The 23291-nt window shown below is 64.4% G+C and carries 20 protein-coding genes; 11 read left to right on the forward strand and 9 right to left on the reverse strand.

The annotated features are described in order from the left end of the window. Positions 1–14: 14 nt before the first annotated feature. Positions 15–2477, reverse strand: a complete 2463-nt coding sequence (locus IE125_RS07010; RefSeq protein ID WP_189443952.1) for an LPS-assembly protein LptD — start codon at positions 2475–2477, stop codon at positions 15–17. 336 nt (positions 2478–2813) lie between these two features. On the opposite strand from IE125_RS07010, the gene IE125_RS07015 reads away from it, so the two are divergent. The 3 genes from IE125_RS07015 to IE125_RS07025 all read left to right on the forward strand — a co-directional run bounded on the left by IE125_RS07015 (position 2814) and on the right by IE125_RS07025 (position 5045). Beyond that, on the forward strand, positions 2814–3860 hold the full coding sequence (locus tag IE125_RS07015) for an aminoglycoside phosphotransferase family protein (RefSeq protein WP_189443953.1): 1047 nt from the start codon (positions 2814–2816) through the stop codon (positions 3858–3860). Continuing rightward, entirely contained in the window at positions 3857–4525 is a 669-nt protein-coding gene (gene murU, locus IE125_RS07020; protein WP_189443954.1) for an N-acetylmuramate alpha-1-phosphate uridylyltransferase MurU, read from the forward strand. Before IE125_RS07015 ends, murU begins: the two co-directional genes overlap by 4 nt. 100 nt (positions 4526–4625) lie before the next feature. Then, positions 4626–5045 (forward strand): OsmC family protein, encoded by a 420-nt coding sequence (locus IE125_RS07025; protein WP_189443955.1) that lies wholly within the window; start codon positions 4626–4628, stop codon positions 5043–5045. 150 nt (positions 5046–5195) lie between these two features. Here IE125_RS07025 and coq7 read toward each other — a convergent pair whose 3' ends face one another. The 4 genes from coq7 to purD all read right to left on the reverse strand — a co-directional run bounded on the left by coq7 (position 5196) and on the right by purD (position 8675). Further along, positions 5196–5837, reverse strand: a complete 642-nt coding sequence (gene coq7 / locus IE125_RS07030) for a 2-polyprenyl-3-methyl-6-methoxy-1,4-benzoquinone monooxygenase (protein ID WP_189443956.1) — start codon at positions 5835–5837, stop codon at positions 5196–5198. A gap of 65 nt (positions 5838–5902) precedes the next feature. Then, positions 5903–6247, reverse strand: a complete 345-nt coding sequence (locus IE125_RS07035; RefSeq protein ID WP_189443957.1) for a histidine triad nucleotide-binding protein — start codon at positions 6245–6247, stop codon at positions 5903–5905. Between the two features lie 36 nt (positions 6248–6283). After that, positions 6284–7156, reverse strand: coding sequence for a phosphoribulokinase (locus IE125_RS07040; protein WP_189443958.1), 873 nt, complete (start codon positions 7154–7156; stop codon positions 6284–6286). A 223-nt stretch (positions 7157–7379) separates the two neighbouring features. Next, complete coding sequence (gene purD / locus IE125_RS07045; RefSeq protein ID WP_189443959.1) at positions 7380–8675, reverse strand: phosphoribosylamine--glycine ligase; 1296 nt, start codon at positions 8673–8675, stop codon at positions 7380–7382. 153 nt (positions 8676–8828) lie between these two features. On the opposite strand from purD, the gene IE125_RS07050 reads away from it, so the two are divergent. Continuing rightward, the gene (locus IE125_RS07050) at positions 8829–9542 is read left to right on the forward strand and encodes a 16S rRNA (uracil(1498)-N(3))-methyltransferase (protein ID WP_189443960.1); all 714 of its coding nucleotides are present in this window, start codon (positions 8829–8831) and stop codon (positions 9540–9542) included. Between the two features lie 198 nt (positions 9543–9740). Then, positions 9741–11093: a methyl-accepting chemotaxis protein gene (locus IE125_RS19485; protein ID WP_189443961.1), complete on the forward strand. Its 1353-nt coding sequence runs from the start codon at positions 9741–9743 to the stop codon at positions 11091–11093. Here IE125_RS19485 and IE125_RS07060 read toward each other — a convergent pair. The 4 genes from IE125_RS07060 to IE125_RS07075 all read right to left on the reverse strand — a co-directional run bounded on the left by IE125_RS07060 (position 11058) and on the right by IE125_RS07075 (position 16640). Continuing rightward, complete coding sequence (locus tag IE125_RS07060) at positions 11058–11525, reverse strand: hypothetical protein (RefSeq protein ID WP_189443962.1); 468 nt, start codon at positions 11523–11525, stop codon at positions 11058–11060. The genes IE125_RS19485 and IE125_RS07060 overlap by 36 nt on opposite strands. After that, positions 11522–13822 carry a flagellar biosynthesis GTPase FlhF gene (gene flhF, locus IE125_RS07065; protein WP_189443963.1) on the reverse strand — a complete coding sequence of 767 codons (2301 nt, stop codon included), beginning with the start codon at positions 13820–13822 and terminating at the stop codon, positions 11522–11524. The genes IE125_RS07060 and flhF overlap by 4 nt, the downstream gene beginning before the upstream one ends. Positions 13823–14034: 212 nt before the next feature. Further along, a complete protein-coding gene (locus IE125_RS07070) occupies positions 14035–15384 on the reverse strand; it encodes a lytic murein transglycosylase (protein WP_229808972.1) in 1350 nt (449 codons plus the stop codon). A 146-nt stretch (positions 15385–15530) separates the two neighbouring features. Continuing rightward, a complete protein-coding gene (locus IE125_RS07075; RefSeq protein ID WP_189443964.1) occupies positions 15531–16640 on the reverse strand; it encodes a deoxyribodipyrimidine photo-lyase in 1110 nt (369 codons plus the stop codon). Positions 16641–17430: 790 nt separating this feature from the next. Here IE125_RS07075 and IE125_RS07080 point away from each other — a divergent pair. The 6 genes from IE125_RS07080 to IE125_RS07105 are packed head-to-tail and all read left to right on the forward strand — an operon-like array spanning position 17431 to position 23274. After that, on the forward strand, positions 17431–20235 hold the full coding sequence (locus IE125_RS07080; RefSeq protein ID WP_189443965.1) for a monovalent cation/H+ antiporter subunit A: 2805 nt from the start codon (positions 17431–17433) through the stop codon (positions 20233–20235). Beyond that, positions 20235–20585: a Na+/H+ antiporter subunit C gene (locus IE125_RS07085; protein ID WP_189443966.1), complete on the forward strand. Its 351-nt coding sequence runs from the start codon at positions 20235–20237 to the stop codon at positions 20583–20585. The genes IE125_RS07080 and IE125_RS07085 overlap by 1 nt, the downstream gene beginning before the upstream one ends. Next, positions 20582–22099 carry a monovalent cation/H+ antiporter subunit D gene (locus tag IE125_RS07090; RefSeq protein WP_189444269.1) on the forward strand — a complete coding sequence of 506 codons (1518 nt, stop codon included), beginning with the start codon at positions 20582–20584 and terminating at the stop codon, positions 22097–22099. Before IE125_RS07085 ends, IE125_RS07090 begins: the two co-directional genes overlap by 4 nt. Beyond that, positions 22096–22593 (forward strand): Na+/H+ antiporter subunit E, encoded by a 498-nt coding sequence (locus tag IE125_RS07095; RefSeq protein ID WP_189443967.1) that lies wholly within the window; start codon positions 22096–22098, stop codon positions 22591–22593. Before IE125_RS07090 ends, IE125_RS07095 begins: the two co-directional genes overlap by 4 nt. Further along, positions 22590–22859 (forward strand): K+/H+ antiporter subunit F, encoded by a 270-nt coding sequence (locus IE125_RS07100; protein WP_189443968.1) that lies wholly within the window; start codon positions 22590–22592, stop codon positions 22857–22859. Before IE125_RS07095 ends, IE125_RS07100 begins: the two co-directional genes overlap by 4 nt. 22 nt (positions 22860–22881) lie before the next feature. After that, positions 22882–23274 (forward strand): Na+/H+ antiporter subunit G, encoded by a 393-nt coding sequence (locus tag IE125_RS07105; protein WP_189443969.1) that lies wholly within the window; start codon positions 22882–22884, stop codon positions 23272–23274. The last annotated feature ends 17 nt before the right edge of the window (positions 23275–23291 follow it).

A 23291-nucleotide genomic window follows, 5' to 3' on the forward strand; every position in this document is an offset into this window, starting at 1 on the left:
CTGAGACTGCCGCTTTAGAAGTCGGTCGGCTGATAGCCGGGCACGGCCGACGCGAAATAGCTGTCCGTCCCCTGACCGACGCCGCCCAGCCCCTTGAACACGAAGCGCAGGAACAGGCCACGGTCCGTGTAGTCATCATCGGTCGTGTAGCCGGTGTCGTTGTCATCGACCCACTCTCGCCAGACGACCTGCACGGCGCTGCAGCAGCTGTTGAACTGGACGCCGGCCAGGCTTTCCAGGTCGCGCTTGTTGGTGTTGTCGTAGAGATAACGCCCGATCAGATCCAGCGATGCCGTCGCCTTGTAGGCGAACGAGACATCGAAATCCTCGCGGTCGTAACCCAGCTGATCGTCGACGTCACCGGAAGGATCGAACCCTTCGAGTTGCCAACGGTAGCCAAGGTTCAATACGTGGCCGGCCGGGCTCAGATACTGGGCGTAGGCGGAAGCCTTTTCGGTGCGCGAGCGATCGGCGTCGTAGAGCCACGAGTAGCGCGTTCGCCACTGATCGTTGATGCGCCAGTCGAGCTGGGTGACGACCGGCGAGCGATCCCGAGTCCGGCGATAGTCGTAGTAGCGCGCCTGCTCCGGCGACAGCGTTTCGCTGCCGTCGAGCAGCGTGACGTCGCGATTCTCGAAGTAGGCGCTCTGGCCGACCGAGAGTGCCAGGCGTTCACGCCCGGTGTCGTCCTCGAGAAATCGCGTCGAGGCACCGTAGGAGAGCTTGTTGACGTCACCGATGCGGTCGCTGCCGGTAAAACGATATGGCGACCACAGTTGGCTCCAGGAGACCGGACGCTCGTCGGTGTCGAAGTCCGGATAGTCGGACTGATCGCGCTCCGGCACGTAGGCGTAATAGAGGCGTGGTTCGAAGGTCTGTTTCCAGTCACGATCGAACAGCGACACGTCGCGCTGGAAGATCAGCCCGGAGTCGACCGAGTAAACCGGTACCGTTCGTGAAAGACTCTCGTCACGGTCGGTATCTCGATTGCCGTAATCGAGATCATAGTGGGTCTGCCAGAGCTGGACGCGGGGCTCGAGGAACCCCCACGACGGCTGACCACGCCAGCCCAGAGCCGGTGCCAGCGTCACACGGGAACCGTTGGCCGCCTCACTGAGCGGAATCTGACGTTGATCGCCAGTCTGCTCGTCTTCCCAGAAGCCATCGCTATCGACGCCGTGCAGGTCGCGCCAGAAGTAGGTAGCGTTGGAGTTCCACTCTTCGTAGAGCCCGTTGTCCTGATCCCAGCGCGCGTTGGCCGTTAGGCTCGGCAGCTTGTAATAGGGTCGATCGTCCTCGTCGAGCGGATAGTCCATGCGCTGGTAGCCCTGCGCGCGGGCATCCAGGTTCCAGGTCGTACCCTGATAGCTGATCCGCGCCAGACGCTCGAGGTACTCGGTATCCTGCTCGGCGAAACTGGTACCGAAATCGTCGAAATAGCGGCCGTCGCTGGCGGCACCGTAGCGCAACCCATAGTCGAGACGGTCCGTGAAATAGCCGTTGTGCCGATAGTCGACATACCAGCGATCCTCGCCTTCGAACGCATCGTTGGGATCGTTCGGGTTGTCGTTGTCGCCACCGTTATCGTCCGCCAGATAGGCGCCCTCTATCGATCCCTGGTCGCTGCCGAACAGGTAGCGGAACTCGCCGCCCAGCATGGCACCATGATCGGTGATGACGCGCGGCGTCAGCGTGGCGTCATAGTTGGGGGCGAGATTGAGATAGTAGGGCTGCGCGTAGTCGAGTCCATCGCCGGAAACGCCGATGCTCGGCCACAGAAAACCGCTCTGACGGCGGTCGTCGATCGGGAAGCGCACCCACGGCCAGTAGAAGACCGGCACATCACCCATCTCGAGACGCGCGTTGCTCGCCGTGCCGTAGCCCTGGTCGCGGTCGATGGTGACGTCGTTACCGACGATCCGCCACAGGCGGCTGTCCGGTGCGCAGGTCGTGAAGCTCGCCTCGCTCATGCGGTAGCGGCCGTCTGCCAGGCGCTGCATCGACTGCGCATCGCCGCGCACTCGCTGGTCATGGAGGACGTAATGGGCGTCGTCGATGCGCGCGGCATCGCTGTCGAGCGAGACCTGGCCGTCGTCGCCGCGCACCAGCAGACCGGGATAACGAATCGTCAGCGGGCCATCGGCAAAGGCCGTGTCCCGCGCCGCGTTCACACGGACCCGCGGCGACTGCAGCTGGCTGTCGCCCCGCCGCAGCACCACCTCGCCACCGAGGATGGTCTCTCCGTTGTTGCCATACTCGGCCGACTGCGAGTCCGAGAGCACTTCTTCCGGCGTCTTGCCTTCCGGCAGCAGATATCCCGGTTGTACGTAGCGCCCGCCGCAAAGTGCGCCGCTGGGAGCCGCATCACCCCAAGGCACCCAATCGAGCTGATCCGCCGGAAGTGGCGCGGGCGGTGCCGCCTGTGCCGTCGAAGAGATCAGGCCGGTGAGGGCAGTCCAGACCAGTCGCTTGCCCATGTCCTCTGTGTCCTTGCCGAGTGAAGCCGGTATTATACAGACCTCGCCGAGAGTTGCCGCGAAGCCGTTCCCTGTTCGTTCGCGTGAGAGTGACGGCATGGCGAGCGGCCGCCGAACACGACACACTGGCGTGCTTATGCGTCGTCGAAGTGCCTACCGAGACGCTTGGCGTATTGAGCGCGCCATGCCGAAACCCCGGGCGCGAATAGCCGATGCGCCGGCGCAAAAGATTGCGCTCAGCATGCGGTGCCATGTCAGGTCAGTCAACTCGACACGCCGTAGACGGTTCGGCAACGACGACGTCACTCTCTGCCATTTTCACCAGCGGAAGCTTGCATGACTCTGCGCCTCGACACTCTACGCGACTGGATCGCCACACAGCACGATCTCGATCCCGACACCTGCCGCTTCGATCCCATTGCCGGCGATGCCAGCTTGCGCGGCTACTGTCGCGTCACCTTTCCCGCCGGCGCCGTAAGCGGGGCCACTTCGCGCATCGTGATGGATGCACCGCCCGCGCTCGAGGAGAGCGAGCCGTTCGTGCGCATCGGCCGGCAGTGGCAGGCAGCGGGACTGCAGGTGCCGACGATCCACGCCGTCGATCTCGCGCAGGGCTTTCTCGAGCTCGATGATCTCGGCGATGACAGTCTCCATCATCACTTCGGCACGAAAGACGAGGCCCGCCGCGGCACGGCACAGGCGCTCGCCGTGCTGGACGAGATTCAACGCCTGGCGCCCCACGACGACTTGCCCCCTTACTCACCGGCGTTTCTGGAAGAGGAGATGGATCGCTTCCCGGACTGGGGTCTCGCGCGCTGGCTGAAGATCGAGACGCCGGGCGATTGGCCCACCATCAAACGCCACCTGCTGGACAATATCGCGATGCTGCCGACGGTCGCGGTTCATCGCGACTTCGACGCCATGAATCTGATGGTCCACCGCGACCGGCTCTGGATCATCGACTTCCAGGGGGCGCTGGCTGGCCCGCTCGGCTACGACCTGATCTCGCTGCTGCGCGGGCGCTATCATCGCTGGCCGCGCGAGGAGATGGATCGCTGGATCGATGCCTTCCGCCGACGCTCGATCGACAGCGGCGTACTGAACGAACGCATGACAGAACACGACTTTCGCCAAGCCGTGGAATCCATCGGCGCCCAGCGTCAGCTGAAGATCCTCGGTCAGTTCTGTCGGCTCTACCTGCGCGACGGCAAACCGCGCTATCTCGACTGGCTGCCCCATTTCCTTCGTCATCTCGATGAAGGGCTCGAGGCGCTGCCGGCACTCGTCGACTTCCGCCACTGGCTCCGCGACAGCTATCGACCGGCGATGGAGGCCCGTCTGGCCGAACATCACGCCGGCCGAGATCAGGAATGCTCTTCATGAAAGCGATGATCCTCGCCGCCGGACTGGGTACGCGCATGCGCCCGCTGACCGACCACTGCCCCAAACCGCTGCTGCCGGTGGCTGGCAAGCCGTTGATCGTTCATCACCTCGAGCGCCTGGCTGCCGCCGGTTTTCGCGAGATCGTGATCAACGTGAGCTACCGCGCTCAGCAGGTCATCGATGCGCTTGGCGACGGCAGCCGCTACGGCGTCGCGCTCGATTTCAGCGTCGAAGCCACGCCGCTGGAGACCGCTGGCGGCATTCGCCATGCCCTGCCCCGGCTCGGCGATACCCCCTTTGCGCTACTCAATGGCGACGTGTGGACCGATTTCCCGCTCGAGCGTCTCTCGCTCGACGCCGGCGACCTGGCCTCACTGGTGATGGTGGACACCGCCGACTTTCACCGCGATGGCGATTTCCACCTGGACGTCAACGGCCGCCTGCAGGCCAGCGGTGAGCCGCGTCTTATCTACGCGGGCCTTGGGGTGATTCATCCCGAACTGATCGCAGCCCTGCCGGACGAGACACCGGTCAAGCTCGCGCCCTTGCTGATCGAAGCGATGCAGGCGGGGCGAGTTGGCGGCTGGCACCATCGCGGCGACTGGGTCGATGTCGGCACGCCCGAGCGGCTTCATGAGCTCGAATCTCGCCTCCAGCGCACCTGACGACCGACGCCAGCGAGAGTGTTATCCTGCGCGCCATCAGTCATGACACGCGCGATACGCGACAGACGTCGCTAGATCGCCCCAGACAGGAATGCGAAAGATGAAAGCCACAGTCAAATGGACCGACGGTCGCCAGTTCCTCTCCGAATCCGGCAGCGGCCACGCCGTGGTGATGGATGGCAACCCGGACAGCGGCGGCCGCAACACCGGCCCGCGCCCGATGGAAATGCTGCTGATGGGTCTGGGCGGCTGCACCTCCTACGACGTGATCCAGATTCTCGAGAAGGCGCGCGCCGACGTCACCGACTGCGTGGCAACGCTCGACGCCGAACGCGCCGACACCACGCCCAGCGTATTCACCAAGATCCACGTGCACTTCGTCGTCACCGGCAAGGGGCTCAAGGACGCACAGGTGAAGCGCGCGGTCGACCTCTCCGCCGAGAAGTACTGCAGCGCCTCGCTGATGCTCGCCAAGGGCGGCGTCGAGATCACCCACGACTACGAGATTCGCGAAGCGTAAGCCGCGAGCCGCGAGCCGCGAGCCGCGAGCCGCGAAAACCAGCATGGGGTTCTGGTACAGAAAAGCGCCAGCGACGTTGTCACTGGTGCTTTTCGTAGTTCGTAGCCGCTTTTACCGCGCCCCGCCCCCGGCGCGGCCGTAGCTTGCGAATCAGACCTTGTAGACGCTCTTGGTCATCGCCTTCGAGACCAGCCGCATGCCCCACTTGAGTGGCAGCGGGAAGCGCTGGCCACCAGACTCGAGCGCCTGGCGCTCGTGCTTGGCTTCGTCCACGCGCATCTGTTCGAGCACCGCGCGGGAGCGCTTGTCGTCGATCGGGAGCTTGCGAAGATGGGCTTCGAGGTGGTGGCCGACCTGCTCTTCGGTGGCGGCGACGAAGCCGAGACTGACGCGATCGCCGACGGCGCCGGCGACGGCACCGAGCCCGAACGAGGCAGCGTAGAAGACCGGATTGAGATAGCTGGTGCGGCTGTCCAGCTCCTGCAGCCGCTGATCGCACCAGGCCAGATGATCGATCTCCTCGGCGGCGGCCTCTTCCATCTTCACACGCGTTTCGCTCAGCTTGGCCGTCAACCCCTGCCCCTGGTAGAGCGCCTGGGCACAGACCTCTCCGGTGTGATTGACGCGCATCAGGCCGGCCACGTCTCGGCGCTGATCATCATCGAGCAGGGCTTCCGGCTGCGCGTTGGCAGGAGATGGCCTGCCAGGCTGAGCCGCCTTCGGCACCAGCGTGCGCAGCACGGTATCGAACTGATGGATCAGATTGTCCGCGTGAGACAGTTTTCGGTTCATGCGCCCCTCCTGAAATCGGTCCTTCGATTCTGTTTCTTCAAGCCGTCCTCGTGCGCGCCGCCGCTTCAGCCTGGCGGCCATTGCATGGCTCGGCCACCGAGCAAATGCATGTGGATATGATAGACCGTCTGACCACCCTGCTCGTTGCAGTTCATGACCACGCGGTAGCCGTCATCGGCAAAGCCGAGATCTCTGGCGAGCTTCGCGGCGGTGTACTGAAGGCGGCCGACCAGGGCGAGATCGGTTTCCTCGATATCGTTGAGCGTCGCGATCGGTTTCTTGGGGATGATCAGAATATGGGTCGGTGCCTGAGGGTTGATGTCGTTGAAGGCGAGCACATGCTCGTCCTCGTAGACGATGTCCGCGGGAATTTCGCGGTCGATGATCTTGCTGAATAGCGTCGGTTCCATACGGTCTCCAGACGTAAGACGAAAGCGGGAGCCAGCTCAGCGAAAGCGCCGCTGGGCAAGCAACTGACGGACCTGGGGAGCCAGGATCAGATCCATTGCCAGCGACAGGCGCGCGCCCGGCACGACCAGGGTATTCGGCCGGCTCATGAACGCATCATGGATCATCGTCACGAGATAGGGGAAGTCGACCACGGAGGGGTCGCGGAAACGGATCACGACGAACGACTCGCCGTCGTTGGGCACATCCTGAAGTTCGAACGGATTGGACGTATCCACCGTCGGCACGCGCTGGAAGTTGATGTGGGTGCGCGAGAGCTGCGGCTGGATGTAGCGCACGTAGTCCTGCATGCGCCCGAGGATGGTGTCGATCACCGCCTCCTGCGAGTACCCCCGCAGCTTGGTGTCGCGATCGATCTTCTGCAGCCACTCCAGATTGATGGTCGGGGCCACACCGATCAGCATGTCGACGTGACGCGCGATATCGACATCGTGCGTCACCAGTCCGCCATGCAGCCCCTCGTAGAGCATGAGATCCGTCCCGCTCGGGATCGGCTGCCAGTCGGTGAAGGTTCCCACCTGCCAGCCCGCCTCGATCATGCGCTTGTCTTCGGCATGAATATAGTGGCGATAGGTGCCCTTGCCGCTGTCGCCATACTCCTGAAACAGTGTGTCGAGCTGGTCCAGCAGGTTGGCCTTGACCGAAAAGTGCGAAAGCTCCGCCTTGCGCTCGGGCGCCGTTTGCAGAATCTGCGCGAGTTCGGCCCGCGAGTAGCGATGGAAGGCATCGCCATCGATGAAGGCAGCGTGGACATCTTCACGGCCGAACATGCGCTCGAAGGTCCGCTTGACGGTCGTCGTACCCGCGCCGGAAGAGCCCGTCACGGCAATGATCGGATATTCACGCGACATGCCGACACTCCCGCCTGCAAGCGATCGCGGCCGACGCCGGGCGGCGAGTCCGCACGCTTTCCCGATGCTCGGTGAAGATGAATTCCCAGCGCTGCATGGCGACGATTCCTTGTTCTACGCAATCCGTCCGCGACCCTTTTATCCGTCCGCGACGGCAATGTCCGCTTCTCCGCTGGGCGCGCGGCGCTCGCCAACCGGGCGCCACCGCCAAGGACCGGTACGTTCAGTCAGCGCGTTTTTCCCGAGCTATGGCGCGATGTGCGATATCGCGTCGGTAGAGCGCGCCCTCCCAGCGTACCATCTCGACGCTGGCATACGCCTTGGCCGTCGCGGCGGCGACGCTGTCGCCCAGCGCCGTCACACAGAGCACGCGTCCACCACTGGTCACCACGCGCCCCTGGTCATCGAGCCGGGTGCCCGCATGGAAGACATGACAGCCGGCATCAAAGGCGGCCTCGAGCCCGGTGATCTCGTCGCCCTTGCGGTAGCTGGCGGGATAACCGCCGGCAGCCATCACCACGCCGACAGCGGCGCGCGGGTCCCATTGGCACTCGACTTCGTCGAGCCGCTGCGCGAGCGCCGCCTGGCACAGCGACACCAGGTCGGACTGCAGGCGCATCAGAATCGGCTGGGTCTCCGGATCACCAAAGCGGCAGTTGTACTCGATCACCTTAGGCGCACCGCTTTCGTCGATCATCAGGCCCGCGTAGAGAAAACCGGTATACGGATGCCCCTCCGCCGCCATGCCCTTGACCGTCGGCATAATCACCTCATCCATGATACGGCGGTCGATCTCGGGCGTAACGACCGGCGCCGGGGAGTAAGCGCCCATGCCACCGGTATTGGGCCCGGTATCGCCATCGCCGGCGCGCTTGTGATCCTGGCTCGTCGCCATCGGCAGCACGTGCTCACCGTCCACCATGACGATGAAGCTCGCCTCCTCGCCAGTGAGAAACTCCTCGATCACCACCCGCGCACCGGCGTCACCGAAGGCGTTGTCTTCGAGCATGTCACGAACGGCTGCTTGCGCCTCCGCCTCGGTCATCGCCACGACGACCCCCTTGCCGGCAGCCAGCCCATCGGCCTTGATCACGATCGGCGCGCCATGCTCGGCGAGGTAATCGAGCGCAGGCGCCACTTCGCTAAAGGTTCGATACGCCGCGGAAGGAATTGCGTGGCGCGCCAGGAAATCCTTGGTGAATGCCTTGGAGCCCTCCAGCTGGGCAGCACCCTGGCTCGGCCCGAAGATCGCGAGGCCGGCGGCTTCGAAGGCATCCACGACACCAGCGACCAGTGGCGCCTCGGGACCGACGATGGTCAACGCCACGGCATTGTCTCGCGCGAAGTCGATCAGCCCCGCCGTATCCATGGCGTCGATGGCAACATTGGTCACCTTCGACTCACGTGCCGTGCCGGCATTGCCGGGGGCGACGAATACCGTCTCGACCTGCGCCGACTGCGCCGCTTTCCATGCCAGCGCGTGCTCGCGCCCTCCACCACCAATGATCAGAACCTTCATCGCTAGCCTTCTTGCGCCGGGCCCAGGCGGCCCGCGAGTGAATGAGAATGGATGGCCAGCATTATGTCAGAAACGCGTGCCGCCCGCCGCCGCCTTGAGGCACAATGGCGCCCAACCCGATAGCTGCCGCCCGCGACTTCTCGACCGTATCCGATGAATCTGATTCTGCTAGAACCCCCGGACTGGCTGGACGCAAGTCATGCACGCCTCACCGATGCGCGGCGCCTGCAGCACCTGCGCGACGTTCACCGCGCGCAGCCCGGCGATCGCCTGACAGTTGGCGCCCTGGATGGCCGAATCGGCCGCGCCGAGCTGTTGACCCTGGACGATGCCGAAGCCACGTTGCGGATCGAAGCCCTGGATCGAGAGCCGCCACCGCCGCTGCCCGTTCATCTGCTGCTCGCCCTGCCCCGACCGCGAATGCTGGCGCGCACGTTGGAGCACGTCGCCGCGCTCGGCGTCAAACGGCTGACGCTACTGCATACCGCCCGCGTCGAGAAGAGCTACTGGCAGTCACCGGAGCTGCGCCCGGAGAAGATCCGCCAGCACCTGCTGCTCGGCCTCGAGCAAGCGCGCGATACCCGCCTGCCCGAGGTGGCGTTCGAGACCCGTTTCAAGCCGTTTCTCGAGGACCGACTGCCGGCTCTGCTGGCGAACCGGCGCGGGCTGCTGGCCCACCCCGGCATGCCGGCCGCCTGCCCGCGCGGCATCGACGATCCGACCCTGCTCGCGATCGGACCGGAAGGCGGCTTCGTCGACTATGAGGTCGAGCGGTTGCTGGAGAGCGGCTTCGAAGGCATCCATCTCGGCGAGCGAATCCTGCGCGTCGAGACTGCCGTCACTGCCCTGCTGGCGCGGCTATTCTAGCTGCCCGCCGGACATCCCTGACGGCCCGCCAGACAAGACACGCCCACTCCGATCACCGTCATATTCCCACCTCGCATCGTTTGAAGAGTCCGAAGTTTGATTAAGTAAAATCGTCTTCCCGCCGATATTCCTCTATATAGTGATATCAATGGACGGAGACGCACGGATGCGCTCTCGCCAATTGCGAGGAACAACCCCATGCTCAAACGATTAATCGGCAGTTCAGACACCGCCTTCATGGCGGCGCTGGACCGGTCATCGGCCATCGTCGAGTTCGACACCGAGATGAACGTCATCGCGGCCAACGACAACTTTCTCTCGCTGATGGGCTACACCCGGGAAGATGTCATGGGACTGGCGCATCCCCGTCTATGCACCGCCAGACACGCGAGCAGTGATGACTACCGGCGTTTTCGTGAGCGCCTCGCTCGCGGCGAATTCGTCAGCGGGCGTTTCGAGCGCCTGACCCGCGACGGCCGAACGGTCTGGCTGGAAGCGAGCTACAACCCGGTGAAGGACAGTCGGGGCAAGGTGGTGCGCATCGTGAAACTCGCCAATGACGCCACCCCTCGGGTTCAACAGGCGCTCGCCGACCAGAGCCGTCTCTCGGCACTGGACCGGTCGATGGCGAGCATCGATTTCGATCTCGATGGTCGCATCCTCGACGTCAACGACAATTTCCTGCAGGTCACTGGCTATCGCCGAGACCAGTTGATCGGCCGCCCCCACGCCATGCTCTGCTCGGCGGAATACGCGGCCAGCGCCGAGTATCGCCGCTTCTGGGAGCACCTCAATCAGGGCGAGTATTTCTCGGGCCAGTTCCAGCGCGTCCGTGCCAATGGCGACGTGCTATGGCTGGAGGCCACCTACAACCCGGTTTACGACGACCAGGGCCACCTGGTGCGCGTGGTGAAATTCGCCAGCGACATCACCCAACGCGTGCTGCGCCAGCAGGCCGAGTCGGAAAGCGCGGAGATGGCTTACGGCATCTCCTCCAAGACGCAGGACATATCCCAGCAGGGGGCGCGCCTGCTCGAGGAAGCCACGGCCGAAATTCACAAGATGGCGACGACCATCGAGTCCATTTCCGGGCGCATTGCGACGCTACGCGATCAGTCCGAGGAGATCGACACGCATCTCGCCGCCATTCGACGGGTGGCGGAACAGACCAATCTGCTCGCGCTGAACGCGGCGATCGAGGCGGCCCGAGCGGGCGAGCATGGTCGCGGCTTCGCGGTCGTCTCCCACGAGGTACGACAGCTGGCCGAGCGGGCTGCCACGGCAACCCGCGATATCAGCGCGGTCATCGAGGGATTTCAGGGACTGACGACGCAGGCCAATGACGACATGCAGCACTGCATGACCAACGTTGAACAGGGGGTCTCGCTGGTGGGAGATACCGGGCAGATCATTCAGGAGGTCTATCGACACGCCAGTGAGGTCGTGACCGCGATCGGCCGGTTAACCTCGACGCTCGACAAGGAAGATGAGAGTGGCATACGAGATCGTCAGGCCTCAGCCCGACGCCCTGCCGCACTCGATGAGACGTGACCGCCAGCGTTCGGCGTCGCGCGTCAATTCCACGCCGAGAAACCGCCGCGCGCTGACCGCCAGGTTGTCGAGCAGCCGTTCGGCAGGTTGCGATCTCGCCTCACGGCGTGAGGCATCACGCTCGGCGACGCTGCCACCTTGCCGGGTGTCATGAATCCAGAGCAGCGGCAGCGAGCCGGGGCCGACGGACACTTTCAACCGCCGGTAGAGCTCTGCCACGTCCAATTGGGCGATATCGGCCCAAAGTAACCAGGCCGAAGCGGCACGGCGGCGGGCTTCGGCCTCGCCAATCGGCAGCCAGGCGCGCTCGGCAAGGGTCGGCAAGCCAGCGACGACTTTCATCAACGCGTCGTACCCCGGCTCACCGATCACGCCCAGCGGCAGGGCATCGGGCGAGGCCCAGGCCCGCAGTCCGGCGGCCTGGTCGTTCACGCCGCTTCGCTCAACGTCTCGCGTTCGTCATGACGGGAGAGCGCCTGATGCGCGCTGAGCGTGTCCATGATCGCTTCGAGCAACGCCTTTGGCCGCCGACCGCAGCGCCGCTGCGCGATGCCGGATAGCCGCGCTCTGACGTCCATTGCCCAGTCGGCTTCCTCGAGACTCAGGCGCAGCGCCAACGCGGCGAGCGATGCCGCCAGCTGCCAGCGCTCGGCACGCTCGTGTTCGATCAGGCCGCGCGCATCGAGTAGCGTATCCGCTTGTCGGGTCAGCGCGGGCAGCGACTCGACCGCCACCGCCTGTGTTAGCCGGGAAGCGACGTCGAGACCGGCGCGCGCGCTGCTAAGCCAGTAGCGCCTGGCAAGCCGTCGCCCATCGTCCCGATCACGAATCTCGCCAGACCAGGCGACGACTGCCAGCGCCGGTTCGGCATGACGCTTCTCGCAGAGCGTCGTCTCGATACGCGTCAAGTTCAACGTCGCACGCTTACCATGGTGCATGAGCTCGCGAGCCGGCAGCGTCTCGCCGAGTTCGATGACTTGCGACAGCGGCAGCCACTCGCCGCCGTGGCGCACGCGACGCGTGGCGGCAACGCTCGATAGCCAGCCTCGTCCATGGTTATCCAGACGCTCGAGCTCCGCCAAGGCCGGGAGCTGCGCCATCAGATGCCAGCTGGCGCCCAGCTTTTCGGCCCATTCGAGCTGTTCCGGTCGCCCTGCCGGCAGACGATGGCGTGGCCAGGCGAGCGGCTGCGGCAGCCCTTGATGATCCAGCGTGATGACCGGCATCGCCCGATCGGCGCCGCTGACGTTCGACGTCTTCGACCAGTAGAGCGCGTGTGCCGAATCGCTGGACGCCAGCAACTGCTGCTGTGTCGTGTCGGCCATCAGCCGGGCGAAATCGCGCTGACTGGCATCGTGGCGCCGGGCGCGAGCCCAGGTCTGCTCGAGCAGCGTCATGCCGAGATTGTGCTGACGCAGTGTCGCGAGGGTGGTGGCGAGCGCGTCGCTCTGGCGCAAGACACCGCGGGAGAGCGCCTGCTGGCGCGCCTGGTGGGGTGAGACATCGCGGTCGCTATCGCCCACGAAATCGGACGCGTCCGCCAGCGATAGCGCTTCGTCGAGCAATCGGTCCGCATCGATCGGCTCGAGATCTTCCGGCACCCGCTGGCCGCGAGAGAGATAGCAGAGCTTCAGGCGATGGCGCATCACCACGTCCAGAACGCCCCCGAGCCGTGCCGCTTCGTCGAGCTTGGTCAGAATGCATCCCCACAGTGGCTCGCCGGCCTCCGAAGAGGCCCGCTGCCAGGACTCGATCACCTGCGCCAGGGTATCGCCGTGGGCAGCCGCATTGAGCACCAGCACCCGCCGCACCGGTGCTGGCCCCTCCGCCAAGCGTGCGATCTCGCCCACCAGGCGCTGATCGCGCTGGCTCATGCCGACCGTGTCGATGACGGTCAGACGTTTGGCACTGGCGCGGGAAAGTAGCGCACGGCGCGGCTGGGTCAGTCGCGCCAGCAGATCGCCGAGATTGCCGTCGGCGTCCAGCGCGTGAACGTCGACACCGAGCAGGCGCGCGTAGATACGCAGCTGCTCGGCGGCACCGATTCGGTAACTGTCGGTCGTGACCAGCGCAACGTCTTTCGCGCCGTGGCGCATCACGTAGCGCGAGGCCAGCTTGGCGGTGGTCGTGGTCTTGCCGACGCCGGTCGGGCCGACCAGCGCGAAGACACCCCCGTCAGCGAAGAGTGCCTCCTCGTCATCCAGCAGGCTGAGGCGCGCTCGCAGCTGACGACGCAGCCAAGCCAGTGCCGCTGGCGAATCCGCGGATACATCCCGCAGCTCTTCCGGTGGGTCTTGAACGATCTCGTCGGTCAGTGTCGCCGAGAATCCGGCCCTTATCAGACGCTGACGGAGCGCTGCGTACCGGGAAGCGGTCTCTGCCGGCGAGTCGTCTCGCGACTGCAGAAGTGAGCGGACATTGTCGAGCAGCTGTTGCTGAAACGCCTGCCACGCGGCCGGCGCGTCGGGAAGCGTCTGCGCGGCGTTAGATGACGCCGCTGACGCTGAGGTCGACGCGGGTGCAACCGGCGATGTATCCGATGCCGCGGGCGCCGATTGCGCCGTCAGGGTCGACAGCGCGGCCTCGTGCTCCTGCTCGGCCATCGCGATGATCTCGACGCCGCCCTCGACGGTGCGATTGGAGAGGATCAGCACCTCCTCGCCCAACTTCGCCCGCACCTGGCGCATGGCCTCACGGCTGTTGCTCGCTATGAAACGTTCGACGCCCATGACTTCCCCGCTGATTCGAGGCAGCCGAGTCTCGTGTCAGGCCGCCGTTCCACATGTTGGCGGCCAGTCTGCCATCACGAGCGCGCGGGGAAAGGCGAAGTTTGCGCGCAAAAGAGCGGCCAATTCCGGGCGAGGGCTGGGCGCGGCGTTCCGCTCTCGTCACTCGGCAACCGAGCCTCAGCATCCGACACCCAGCAACTGGCCCTCGGCGATCAACCGTCAGTCAGCCGCGCGATCAGTGACTGCGTCGGATACCCATCGGGGATGACACCGATGCTGCGCTGATAGGCGCGCAGTCCGGCGCGCGTGTTCGGACCGACGAGCCCATCGGGCGTGCCGACGGCAAAGCCATTATCGTTCAACGCCTGCTGCAGACGGCGGATCTGACTGCGCGACAGCGCCGGTTCATTGCGCGGCCAATTGGCCTGGATACCCGGGCGACCGGCGATACGATCGGAGAGGGTTGCCACGGCCAATGCGTAGCTGGTCGAGGCGTTGTAGCGCATGATCACACGGAAATTATGCCCGACCAGAAACGCGGGCCCTTTGGCACCGGCCGGCGCAATCACGGAAGCCTGGTCGAAGTTCGGCAGCGTGCCCCCCGCGACTGGCGTGACGCCCTGACTGCGCCAGGTGGCCGTGGCATGCCGTTCGGAAAGCTCGGTCTGGGAGTAGTCGAAGTCATCAGGCAGCGTCACCTCGACGCCCCACGGCTGGCCGCGCTGCCAGCCTGCGTCATCGAGATAGTTGGCGGTCGAGGCCATCACATCGGGAATACTGCCCCAGATATCGCGGCGCCCGTCGCCGTCTTCGTCGACCGCGTAAGCCAGGAAACTCGAGGGAATGAACTGGGTATGCCCCATCGCGCCGGCCCACGATCCCCGCATGTGGTCACGATCGATATCGCCGTTCTGCAGGATCTTGAGCGCGGACATCAACTCACCCCGAGCGAACGATTGGCGGCGGCCATCGTAGCCCAGCGTTGCCAGGGCATCGATGGTCTCGAAGTCGCCAAAATTGCTGCCGTAGTTGCTCTCGATACCCCAGATCGCGACGATCACCTCGCCGGGCACGCCGTATTCGGCGGTCACCCTGTCGGCCAGGGCACGATTCGCCGCCAGCCGCTGACGCCCGGTCGAGACACGCTGATCGGAAACGGCACTATCGAGATAGCTCCAGATCTGGCGGGTGAACTCCGGCTGGGAGCGATCGTACTCGAGAATCCGCGGAAGATAGCTGGCGCTGTCGAAGGCGAGCGCCAGCGTCGATCGATCGACGCCCTTGGCGGCTGCACTCTGGCGAAAGTCATCGACCCAGGCCTTGAATCCGGCGGGGTCCTTGGTGGAGGACGACGTCGCTGCCGGTTCGTTGCGAGCCTTCGCGGGAGCCGCATTCGCGGACGGGGCATCAGGCTGGGACGGCGAGGCGGATTGACCGGCAGAAGACCCGGCAGTATCCGGCGTTACCGTGTGAGTGTCGGCGACGCTCTGACAGCCCATGAGGGCGAGCGAGAGACAGAGAGAGGCGGTGGCTGATGCCTTGATCGACAGTGATCGCTTCACGGAGCACTTCCTTGATGCTGACTTGATGCTGGAAACCCTGAGTCCCGGCCCGCCGTGCCCCCGATACTGGCGGCGCGGCCCGGAAGTGCCAGTGTAGCGCATCGGCGTTGACCGGGAAGCCGGTCACGACCTCTCTCGCCATCGAGTCAGTAACGGTCGTACCAGGAGTCCGTTGCGGGTCGTTCCCGTTTGTCCCTGGAGGGCGTTGGCGTGTGAAGGGACCCATCCTGTGTCGCGTCCAGGCCATTGTCCGCGGGCAATGGGGTTTCGCCAGCGCAGAGAGGGTTCCGGCTATCCTCGAGGTGATCGCACGACGCGTCGCCAGGCGCCGGGTAGCGCCCCTCGCTGCCACCGATCGGGTCGACCTTGCCGGCTGACGTTGCGGCGTTCGCTTCGCCTCGCCACTGCTGATATTCCCCCCACAGCAGCTCATGGCGCAGGAATTGCCTGGCCGCTTTGCCGACGGCAGCCTCCCGCGGGTCGCTCGTGCCGGCGTCTGATTCGACATCACGACTGGCCGCGTAGAGCTGACGGCGAGAAAGGCAGCCAAGGTCGCGCCAGCGCAGCAGCTCGCGCGAGGTAACGAGACTCCAGGGCTCGTCGCCCGCCGCCAACCGCTGAAGGCGTGCCTGCGCAGCGTCCTCACCGCCGCTGAGAGCATTGACATCCGCGGCGGATTGTCGCGGCAGGGATAGGCTGTCCATCGAAGGAAGGCCACGCGGACCATCTTCCGGCCAGGGCGGGAGCGAGACCGGTAACACCACGGTCAGCGGCTCCAGCAGTGCGCTGTCCCGAGTGCGTTCGACGAAGGCACCGAAACTCATGTCGTCGTTGGATTCCGGACGCGAGAGCGCGGCAAACAGGGGTGAATCCGAAAGGACCGTCAGACGTTCCGCACCCAGCGCTTCCCGAAGCGCCTGCGTCGTTCGCTGCTCGTTCTCACCGGCCATGTCGTGGGTGATGAGACGCGTCGCGCCGATTCTACGCAAGAGCTCCGGCAGCAGCCTGGCTGGGTTGCCGACGCACACCAGGAGGTCGCTCCCGCGCGTCAGCAGGTTCCCGCGCAGCGCCATCAGGCTCTCCCAGAGAAATGCCCACTGCCCGCCGTCGAGCGCCTCTGACTCGGGGTCAAGCCACTCCGGCTCGAGGACATAGACGCACAGCATCGATTCCGCCCGCGGCTGGCAGGCGAAGAGTTCGTTGTCGATCAATCTCAGGTCTCGCCGCAGCCAGACCAGATCACTGTGTGCCATCATGGGGAATCCTCGATTGCCACGGAGGCCGAGCGGCGCCGAAACGCTCGGGCTGGACTCTTCACTTCACCATCAGTTCATTTCACCATCAGTCCGAAACTTCGAAAATCGTCCAGAATCGCAACAGTAAGCTGAAACCTCGGCAAAAGGCTTGGGCACCAACAATTGTACAACACCTTTATGGCTTAACAAGAGATGTACAACGCCACAGAGACGAGAGGGCCAGCAGGCGCTATGGCTAGGGCCAAAACGGCGTGATAGAGTCGGTTCAACGCCATCGCTCGGCGCAGACAAATAATCAATACTTTCAATAATTTTGACGTTGACCCAATCAATGCCGAGCGTGTTCTGAAGGAGGAGAGACACCATGCCGGGCCACATGCCTAGCCAGTCTTCGCTGACATGCGCGACCTGTTGTATCGGTGCCCAGACTCTGCCGTTTGCCGCCGGCGATACCACGGTTCGAGATAAAACGCCTGCCTGGATGCTGGCACCGCGCGGTGTCCGCCGTCCCTATCTGACAGATCCGCCCCGACGCCTCTGAAGGCTTCCCAGCCTGACCGGTCCCTGACGCGCCCGCTGACAACGCCGCCGCCCGACACGCCCGAAGACACGATCCCGGGCGCTGGATCACTGCCGGTGTGCACGCGATTCGCGGCCGCGCGCGTCGGGTGACATCGCATACACTGAGCCAAGCCATTCATTTCGAGCACGCGAGAATCCGATATCGGCCTCGAGAGCGTCATCACGCGATCTGCCGACGGTTTTCCGAGCCAACCTAGAGCGACACCTCATGTCACTGCCGCTGATCGTTCTGCTGCCGCTGCTGGGCAGCCTGATACCGCTGCTGGGCAATAACCGGCAGCGCAATCTGAACGCATGGAGTACCGCGCTGCTGCCGGCTATCGCCCTGGCGATCGTCCTCGCTCACGCGCCGGGCGTTCTGGCCGGCGAGATATATCGCTTCAGTCTCAGCTGGGTGCCGCAACTGGGGCTCGACCTGGCCTTCAGACTCGACGGCCTGACGCTGCTGTTCCTGCTGCTGATTCTCGGCATTGGCCTGCTGATCATTCTCTACGCCCGCTACTACCTGTCGCCCGAAGACAGCATGCCGCGCTTCTACAGCTATTTGATGCTGTTCATGACATCCATGATCGGTATCGTGATGGCAGACAACCTCCTGCTGCTGTGGGTGTTCTGGGAGCTGACGAGCCTCTCGTCGTTTCTGCTGATCGGCTTCTGGCATCATCAGAGCGAGGCCCGCCGTGGCGCCCGCATGGCGCTTGCCGTCACCGGCATGGGCGGTCTGGCAATGCTCGCCGGCTTTCTGCTCATCGGGCATATCGTCGGTACCTACGATATGCAGACGGTGCTGGACAGCCGGGATCTGATTCAGGCCGATCCGCGCTATCTGCCCGCGCTGCTGCTGATCCTGCTGGGCGCCTTTACCAAGTCGGCGCAGTTCCCGTTCCATTTCTGGCTACCCCATGCGATGGCTGCGCCGACACCGGTCTCCGCCTTCCTGCACTCGGCCACCATGGTCAAGGCCGGCGTCTTCCTGCTGGCGCGTCTGCATCCAGCGCTGGCGGGGTCGCAACTGTGGCTCTATATCGTCACGCTGACCGGATTGGTCACGATGATCTACGCCGCCTACTTTGCCCTGCTCAAGTATGACCTCAAGGGCGTGATGGCGTTCTCTACCGTCAGTCACCTTGGGCTGATCACCATGCTGTTCGGCCTCGACAGCAAGCTGGCCGTGGCGGCAGGGCTTTTCCACATCATCAACCACGCCACGTTCAAGGCGTCGCTGTTCATGTCGGTGGGCATCATCGACCACGAAACCGGCACGCGCGATATCCGCAAGCTGAGCGGCATCCGGCGCTACATGCCGATGACGGCCGTGCTGGCCGCACTGGCGGCGGCTTCGATGGCCGGCGTGCCGCTGCTCAACGGCTTCCTGTCCAAGGAAATGATGCTGACCGAGACGCTCAACACCGGCATCCTCGGCGGTCTCGCCTGGCTGATTCCGGTACTGGCGACGCTTGGCAGCCTGCTCTCGGTCGCCTATTCGCTGCGCTACGTGCGCAACGTCTTCTTCGGCCCCAAGGCCACCGAGCTGCCAAAGGCCCCTCACGAAGCGCCCTTCTTCATGCGCCTGCCGATGCTGATTCTGGTGGCACTCTGCGTGGTCATCGGCCTGCTGCCGGCGCTGACCGTCACCGGCCTGCTGCAGGCTGCCGCGGAGGCGACCATCACGCCGCCTCGCCCGGAGCTGCATCTGGCCATCTGGCACGGCTTCAACCTGCCACTGCTGATGAGCGTCATCGCACTGGCCGGCGGTGTCGGTCTCTACCTGGCTCGGCGCAATCTGTTCGCCTTTCAGCGCCAGTTCCCCCAGCGCAATGCGCTGATGATCTTCGAGGTCAGCGTGCGCCGCGTGCTGACCGCAACCCAGGTCGCGATCGACAAGCTCGAGAACGGCTCGCTGCAGCGCTACATGCTGTGGCTGATCGTCGCGGTGCTGTTCTTGACCGGTAGCGGCCTGCTCGACCTGGATCGGCTCAAGGGCAGCCAGGCGCTGCAGCCGCTGGATGGTCTGCTGATCGTCGGTGCGATCATCACGATCCTCGCCGGGCTGGGCACGGCGATCCTGCACCGGCGCCGCCTCGTATCGCTGATCATGCTGTCGGTGGTCGGGCTGATGGTCTCGCTCGCCTTCGCGCGCTTCTCGGCGCCGGATCTCGCGCTGACGCAGCTGGCCGTCGAAGTCGTGACCGTCATTCTGCTGATGCTCGCGCTCTTCTTCCTCCCGCAGCGTACGCCGAAGGAGTCGAGCGGCGGTCGCATCGTTCGCGACGTGCTGCTGGCGGCCGGTTTCGGGGGCATCGTCACCAGTCTCAACTACGCGCTGCTGACGCGGCCGCTGGACAGCATTTCCGGCTACTTCCTCGACAACGCAGTGAGCGGCGGCGGCGGTCACAACGTGGTCAACGTCATCCTGGTCGACTTCCGTGGCTTCGATACTCTCGGTGAGATCACGGTGCTGTGTATCGCTGCCATCGGCATCTACAAGCTGCTCAACCGGCTGCGCCTGTTTATGCCCTCGAGCGATAGCGAAGGCCGTCCCTGGTCGAAGGACCTGCACCCGATGTTGCTGGCGACCGTCTCCCAGAGCCTGCTGCCGCTGGCGCTGCTGGTCTCGGTGTTCATCTTCCTGCGGGGTCACAACGAGCCCGGCGGCGGCTTCATTGCCGGCCTCGTGACCGCCGTGGCGCTGATTCTGCTCTACATCGCGCGCGGTGTGGACTGGGCCCAGACCCGGCTTTCTTTCCAGTACCAACCCATTGCGGTGGTCGGCGTGCTGATCGCGGCGCTGACCGGCCTCGGCAGCTGGCTATTCGGGCACAACTTCCTGACCTCGGCGTTCGGCCACTTCCATATTCCTTTTATCGGCGATATCGAACTGGCGACGGCAATGCTGTTCGACCTCGGCGTGTATCTCACCGTAGTTGGCGCCACGCTGATGATTCTGGCCAACCTGGGCAAGTTGACGACACCGCACCGGCCCAGCAAAGAGAATGATAAGGAGGCCCTCTGATGGAAGCGCTCTTTGCCACCGTGACCGGATTTCTGGCCGCCAGCGGTCTCTACCTCTCGCTGCGCGGGCGCACCTTCCCCGTGGTCGTCGGGCTGACGCTGCTCTCCTATGCAGTCAACCTGTTTCTGTTCTCGACCGGCGGCCTGACGACCAATGGCGCCGCCGTGATCAGCGACGATGCGTCCCGCTACGCTGACCCGCTGCCACAGGCGCTGGTACTGACGGCTATCGTCATCGGCTTCGCGATGACGGCGTTCTCGGTCATCCTGGCCATGCGGGTGCGCGGCGATCAGGGTAGCGACCAGGTCAACGATCAGCGCGGAGAAGAGTCGAAGGAGGAGAAGTCCTGATGCAGCACCTGATCATCCTCCCGATTCTCCTGCCGCTGCTGAGTGGCGTGCTGATGCTGCTCAAGCGCGATGCCACGCGGCTGCCGCGCCGCGGCATTGCGCTGGCATCGACGGCGCTACTGGTCGTCATCGGCGCCTGCCTGGTCGTCCAGAGCGACAGCGGCCAGATCACCTACTATGCGCTGGGCGACTGGCAACCGCCGTTCGGCATCGTGCTGGTGCTCGACCGCCTCTCGGCACTGATGGTGTGCCTGACCAGCGTTCTGGCGCTGGGCAGCCTCGCTTACGCCTGCGCTGGCGACGACCGCAAGGGCAGCAACTTCCACGGCCTGTTTCAGCTGCAGCTGATGGGTATCAACGGCGCCTTTCTGACCGGCGATATCTTCAACCTGTTCGTGTTCTTCGAGGTCCTGCTGATCGCCTCCTACTCGCTGCTGATGCACGGCGGCGGCAAGGACCGCACCCAGGCGGGGTTCCACTACGTGGCGCTCAATCTGGCAGGCTCGGCCATGTTCCTGATTGCGCTCGGCGTGATCTACGGCACGACCGGCACGCTCAACATGGCGGATCTTTCGCAGAAGGTGGCGACGCTCGACCCGAACCGGCTGGGTCTACTCAAGGCGGGTGCCTTCCTGCTGCTGGTGGTATTCGGTCTGAAAGCGGCGATTCTGCCGCTCTACTTCTGGCTGCCGCGCGCCTATGCCAGCGCCCCCGCGCCGGTAGCCGCCCTGTTCGCGATCATGACCAAGGTCGGTATCTACGCCATTCTGCGCGTCTATACGCTGATCTTCGGCAGCGGCGCCGGGGAGCTGGCCAACTTCGTGCAGCCGTGGCTCTGGTGGTTCGCCCTGGCAACGCTCGCGCTCGGCGGCGTCGGCGTGCTCTCGGCCCGAGATCTACGCGGCCAGGTCGCCTACCTGATCCTGATCTCGGTCGGCACGCTGCTGGTCGGCGTCAGCATGAATCGTGAAGCGCCGATCACCGCCCTGCTCTACTACATGATCCACACCACGCTGGTCAGCGGCGGACTGTTCCTGCTCGCCGATGCGATCAGCGAGCAGCGCGGCAAGGCGGGCGCACGCATCGTCCCCGGTCGCGGCGTCACCCAGCCGGGACTGCTGGGAGTTTTCTATTTCGTCGGCGCCGTGACAGTGATCGGCCTGCCGCCGCTCTCCGGCGCCATTGGCAAGGCGCTGCTGCTCGACTCAGCAGAGCCGAGCGAGCAGCCTTGGCTGTGGTCGCTGCTGCTGCTGTCGAGTCTGGCAGGCCTGGTCGCGATGGCGCGAAGTGGTTCGACGGTGTTCTGGAAAGCCGGTCGCGGTGACAGCGAGGGTCCCCGCCTGAAGCCGGCGATGCTGGCTGGCCTGATACTGCTGCTCGGCGCGTCTCCGGTACTGTCGATCCTCGCCGGGCCGATTACCGACTTCACGCACGCCAGCGCCGCGCAACTCCTCGATCACGGCGCTTATGCCGAAACGATTCTGCCGCAATCTGATGCTGGAGGTGGCTCATGATTCCTCCCACGCGCTGGCTGCCGATGCCGATTCTCTCGGTACTGCTGCTCGTCGTCTGGCTGCTGCTGCAGCATAGCGTCGCGCTTGGGCAGTGGCTTCTCGGCGGCGTACTGGCCATCGCGATTCCGCTGGTCTGTCGCCCTTTCTGGGAACGGCAGCCGACGATCAAGCGCCCCTGGCGCCTGTTCCTCTACGTGCTGCGCGTGCTGGGCGATATCGTCACCGCCAACCTTCAGGTCTCGAAGCTGATACTCGATCCGCGCGGGCGGATGCGTCCGGCATTCGTCGAATATCCGCTGACACTGAAAGAGAATTTCCCGATCACGATTCTCGCCAGCACCATCACGATGACGCCGGGAACCGTTTCCGCGCACCTGCGCCTGGATGGTCGGACGTTGCTGATTCACGCACTCGATGTCAGCGACATCAACGAGTTGATCGACGAGATTCACCAGCGCTACGAGCGCCCTCTGATGGAGATCTTCGAATCATGATCGATATCGCCCTGTGGATCGCGTTGGCGCTGTTCACCGCCGCCATCGTGCTCAACTTCTATCGCGCGGTGATCGGTCCGAGCCTGCCCGATCGCATCCTGGCGGTCGACACCATGTACATGAACTCGATCGCGCTGATCGTGCTCTTCGGCTTCTGGCTCGACACCAAGAACTACTTCGAGGCGGCACTGCTGATCGCGATGCTGGGCTTCATCAGCACCATCGCGATCTGCAAGTATCTGCTTCGCGGCGACATCATCGAATAGCGACCGAATAGGAGGAAATACGATGCTCGAGAGCCTTCTGGAAGGCGTGATCGCCTTCATGTTGATCGCCGGAGGCGCTTTTGCCTTCATCGGCTCGCTGGGGCTGACCCACCTCAAGGATTTCTACATGCGGCTACACGGGCCGTCGAAGACGACGACGCTCGGGGTCGGCTGTACGCTGATCGGCTCGATGATCTACTTCAGCCTGCACGACGGCCCGGTCGTCCAGGAGTTCCTGATCACCATCTTCGTCTTCATCACGGCGCCGGTCTCCGCGCACATGCTGGCGAAGAGCGCGCTCCACCACAAGTTAAAGCCGGATGCCAGCACTCGGGGCAACCCGGAAGAACTCGAAAGCGAGAAGCCCAAACATACCGTCGAGGAGTCGCCACAGGGCAATTCGCCATTGCCCTGAGTCGACGCGAGCCAGAT

Origin of the sequence: Salinicola rhizosphaerae, from assembly GCF_014652715.1 — a bacterium.
Classification (GTDB): Bacteria; Pseudomonadota; Gammaproteobacteria; order Pseudomonadales; family Halomonadaceae; genus Salinicola; species Salinicola rhizosphaerae.

Coding starts and splice junctions, on each gene's coding strand:
- IE125_RS07010 (WP_189443952.1), bottom strand. CDS start 2,477: ATGGGCAAGCGACTGGTCTGGACTGCCCTCACCGGCCTGATCTCTTCG.
- IE125_RS07015 (WP_189443953.1), top strand. CDS start 2,814: ATGACTCTGCGCCTCGACACTCTACGCGACTGGATCGCCACACAGCAC.
- murU (WP_189443954.1), top strand. CDS start 3,857: ATGAAAGCGATGATCCTCGCCGCCGGACTGGGTACGCGCATGCGCCCG.
- IE125_RS07025 (WP_189443955.1), top strand. CDS start 4,626: ATGAAAGCCACAGTCAAATGGACCGACGGTCGCCAGTTCCTCTCCGAA.
- coq7 (WP_189443956.1), bottom strand. CDS start 5,837: ATGAACCGAAAACTGTCTCACGCGGACAATCTGATCCATCAGTTCGAT.
- IE125_RS07035 (WP_189443957.1), bottom strand. CDS start 6,247: ATGGAACCGACGCTATTCAGCAAGATCATCGACCGCGAAATTCCCGCG.
- IE125_RS07040 (WP_189443958.1), bottom strand. CDS start 7,156: ATGTCGCGTGAATATCCGATCATTGCCGTGACGGGCTCTTCCGGCGCG.
- purD (WP_189443959.1), bottom strand. CDS start 8,675: ATGAAGGTTCTGATCATTGGTGGTGGAGGGCGCGAGCACGCGCTGGCA.
- IE125_RS07050 (WP_189443960.1), top strand. CDS start 8,829: ATGAATCTGATTCTGCTAGAACCCCCGGACTGGCTGGACGCAAGTCAT.
- IE125_RS19485 (WP_189443961.1), top strand. CDS start 9,741: ATGCTCAAACGATTAATCGGCAGTTCAGACACCGCCTTCATGGCGGCG.
- flhF (WP_189443963.1), bottom strand. CDS start 13,822: ATGGGCGTCGAACGTTTCATAGCGAGCAACAGCCGTGAGGCCATGCGC.
- IE125_RS07075 (WP_189443964.1), bottom strand. CDS start 16,640: ATGATGGCACACAGTGATCTGGTCTGGCTGCGGCGAGACCTGAGATTG.
- IE125_RS07080 (WP_189443965.1), top strand. CDS start 17,431: ATGTCACTGCCGCTGATCGTTCTGCTGCCGCTGCTGGGCAGCCTGATA.
- IE125_RS07085 (WP_189443966.1), top strand. CDS start 20,235: ATGGAAGCGCTCTTTGCCACCGTGACCGGATTTCTGGCCGCCAGCGGT.
- IE125_RS07095 (WP_189443967.1), top strand. CDS start 22,096: ATGATTCCTCCCACGCGCTGGCTGCCGATGCCGATTCTCTCGGTACTG.
- IE125_RS07100 (WP_189443968.1), top strand. CDS start 22,590: ATGATCGATATCGCCCTGTGGATCGCGTTGGCGCTGTTCACCGCCGCC.
- IE125_RS07105 (WP_189443969.1), top strand. CDS start 22,882: ATGCTCGAGAGCCTTCTGGAAGGCGTGATCGCCTTCATGTTGATCGCC.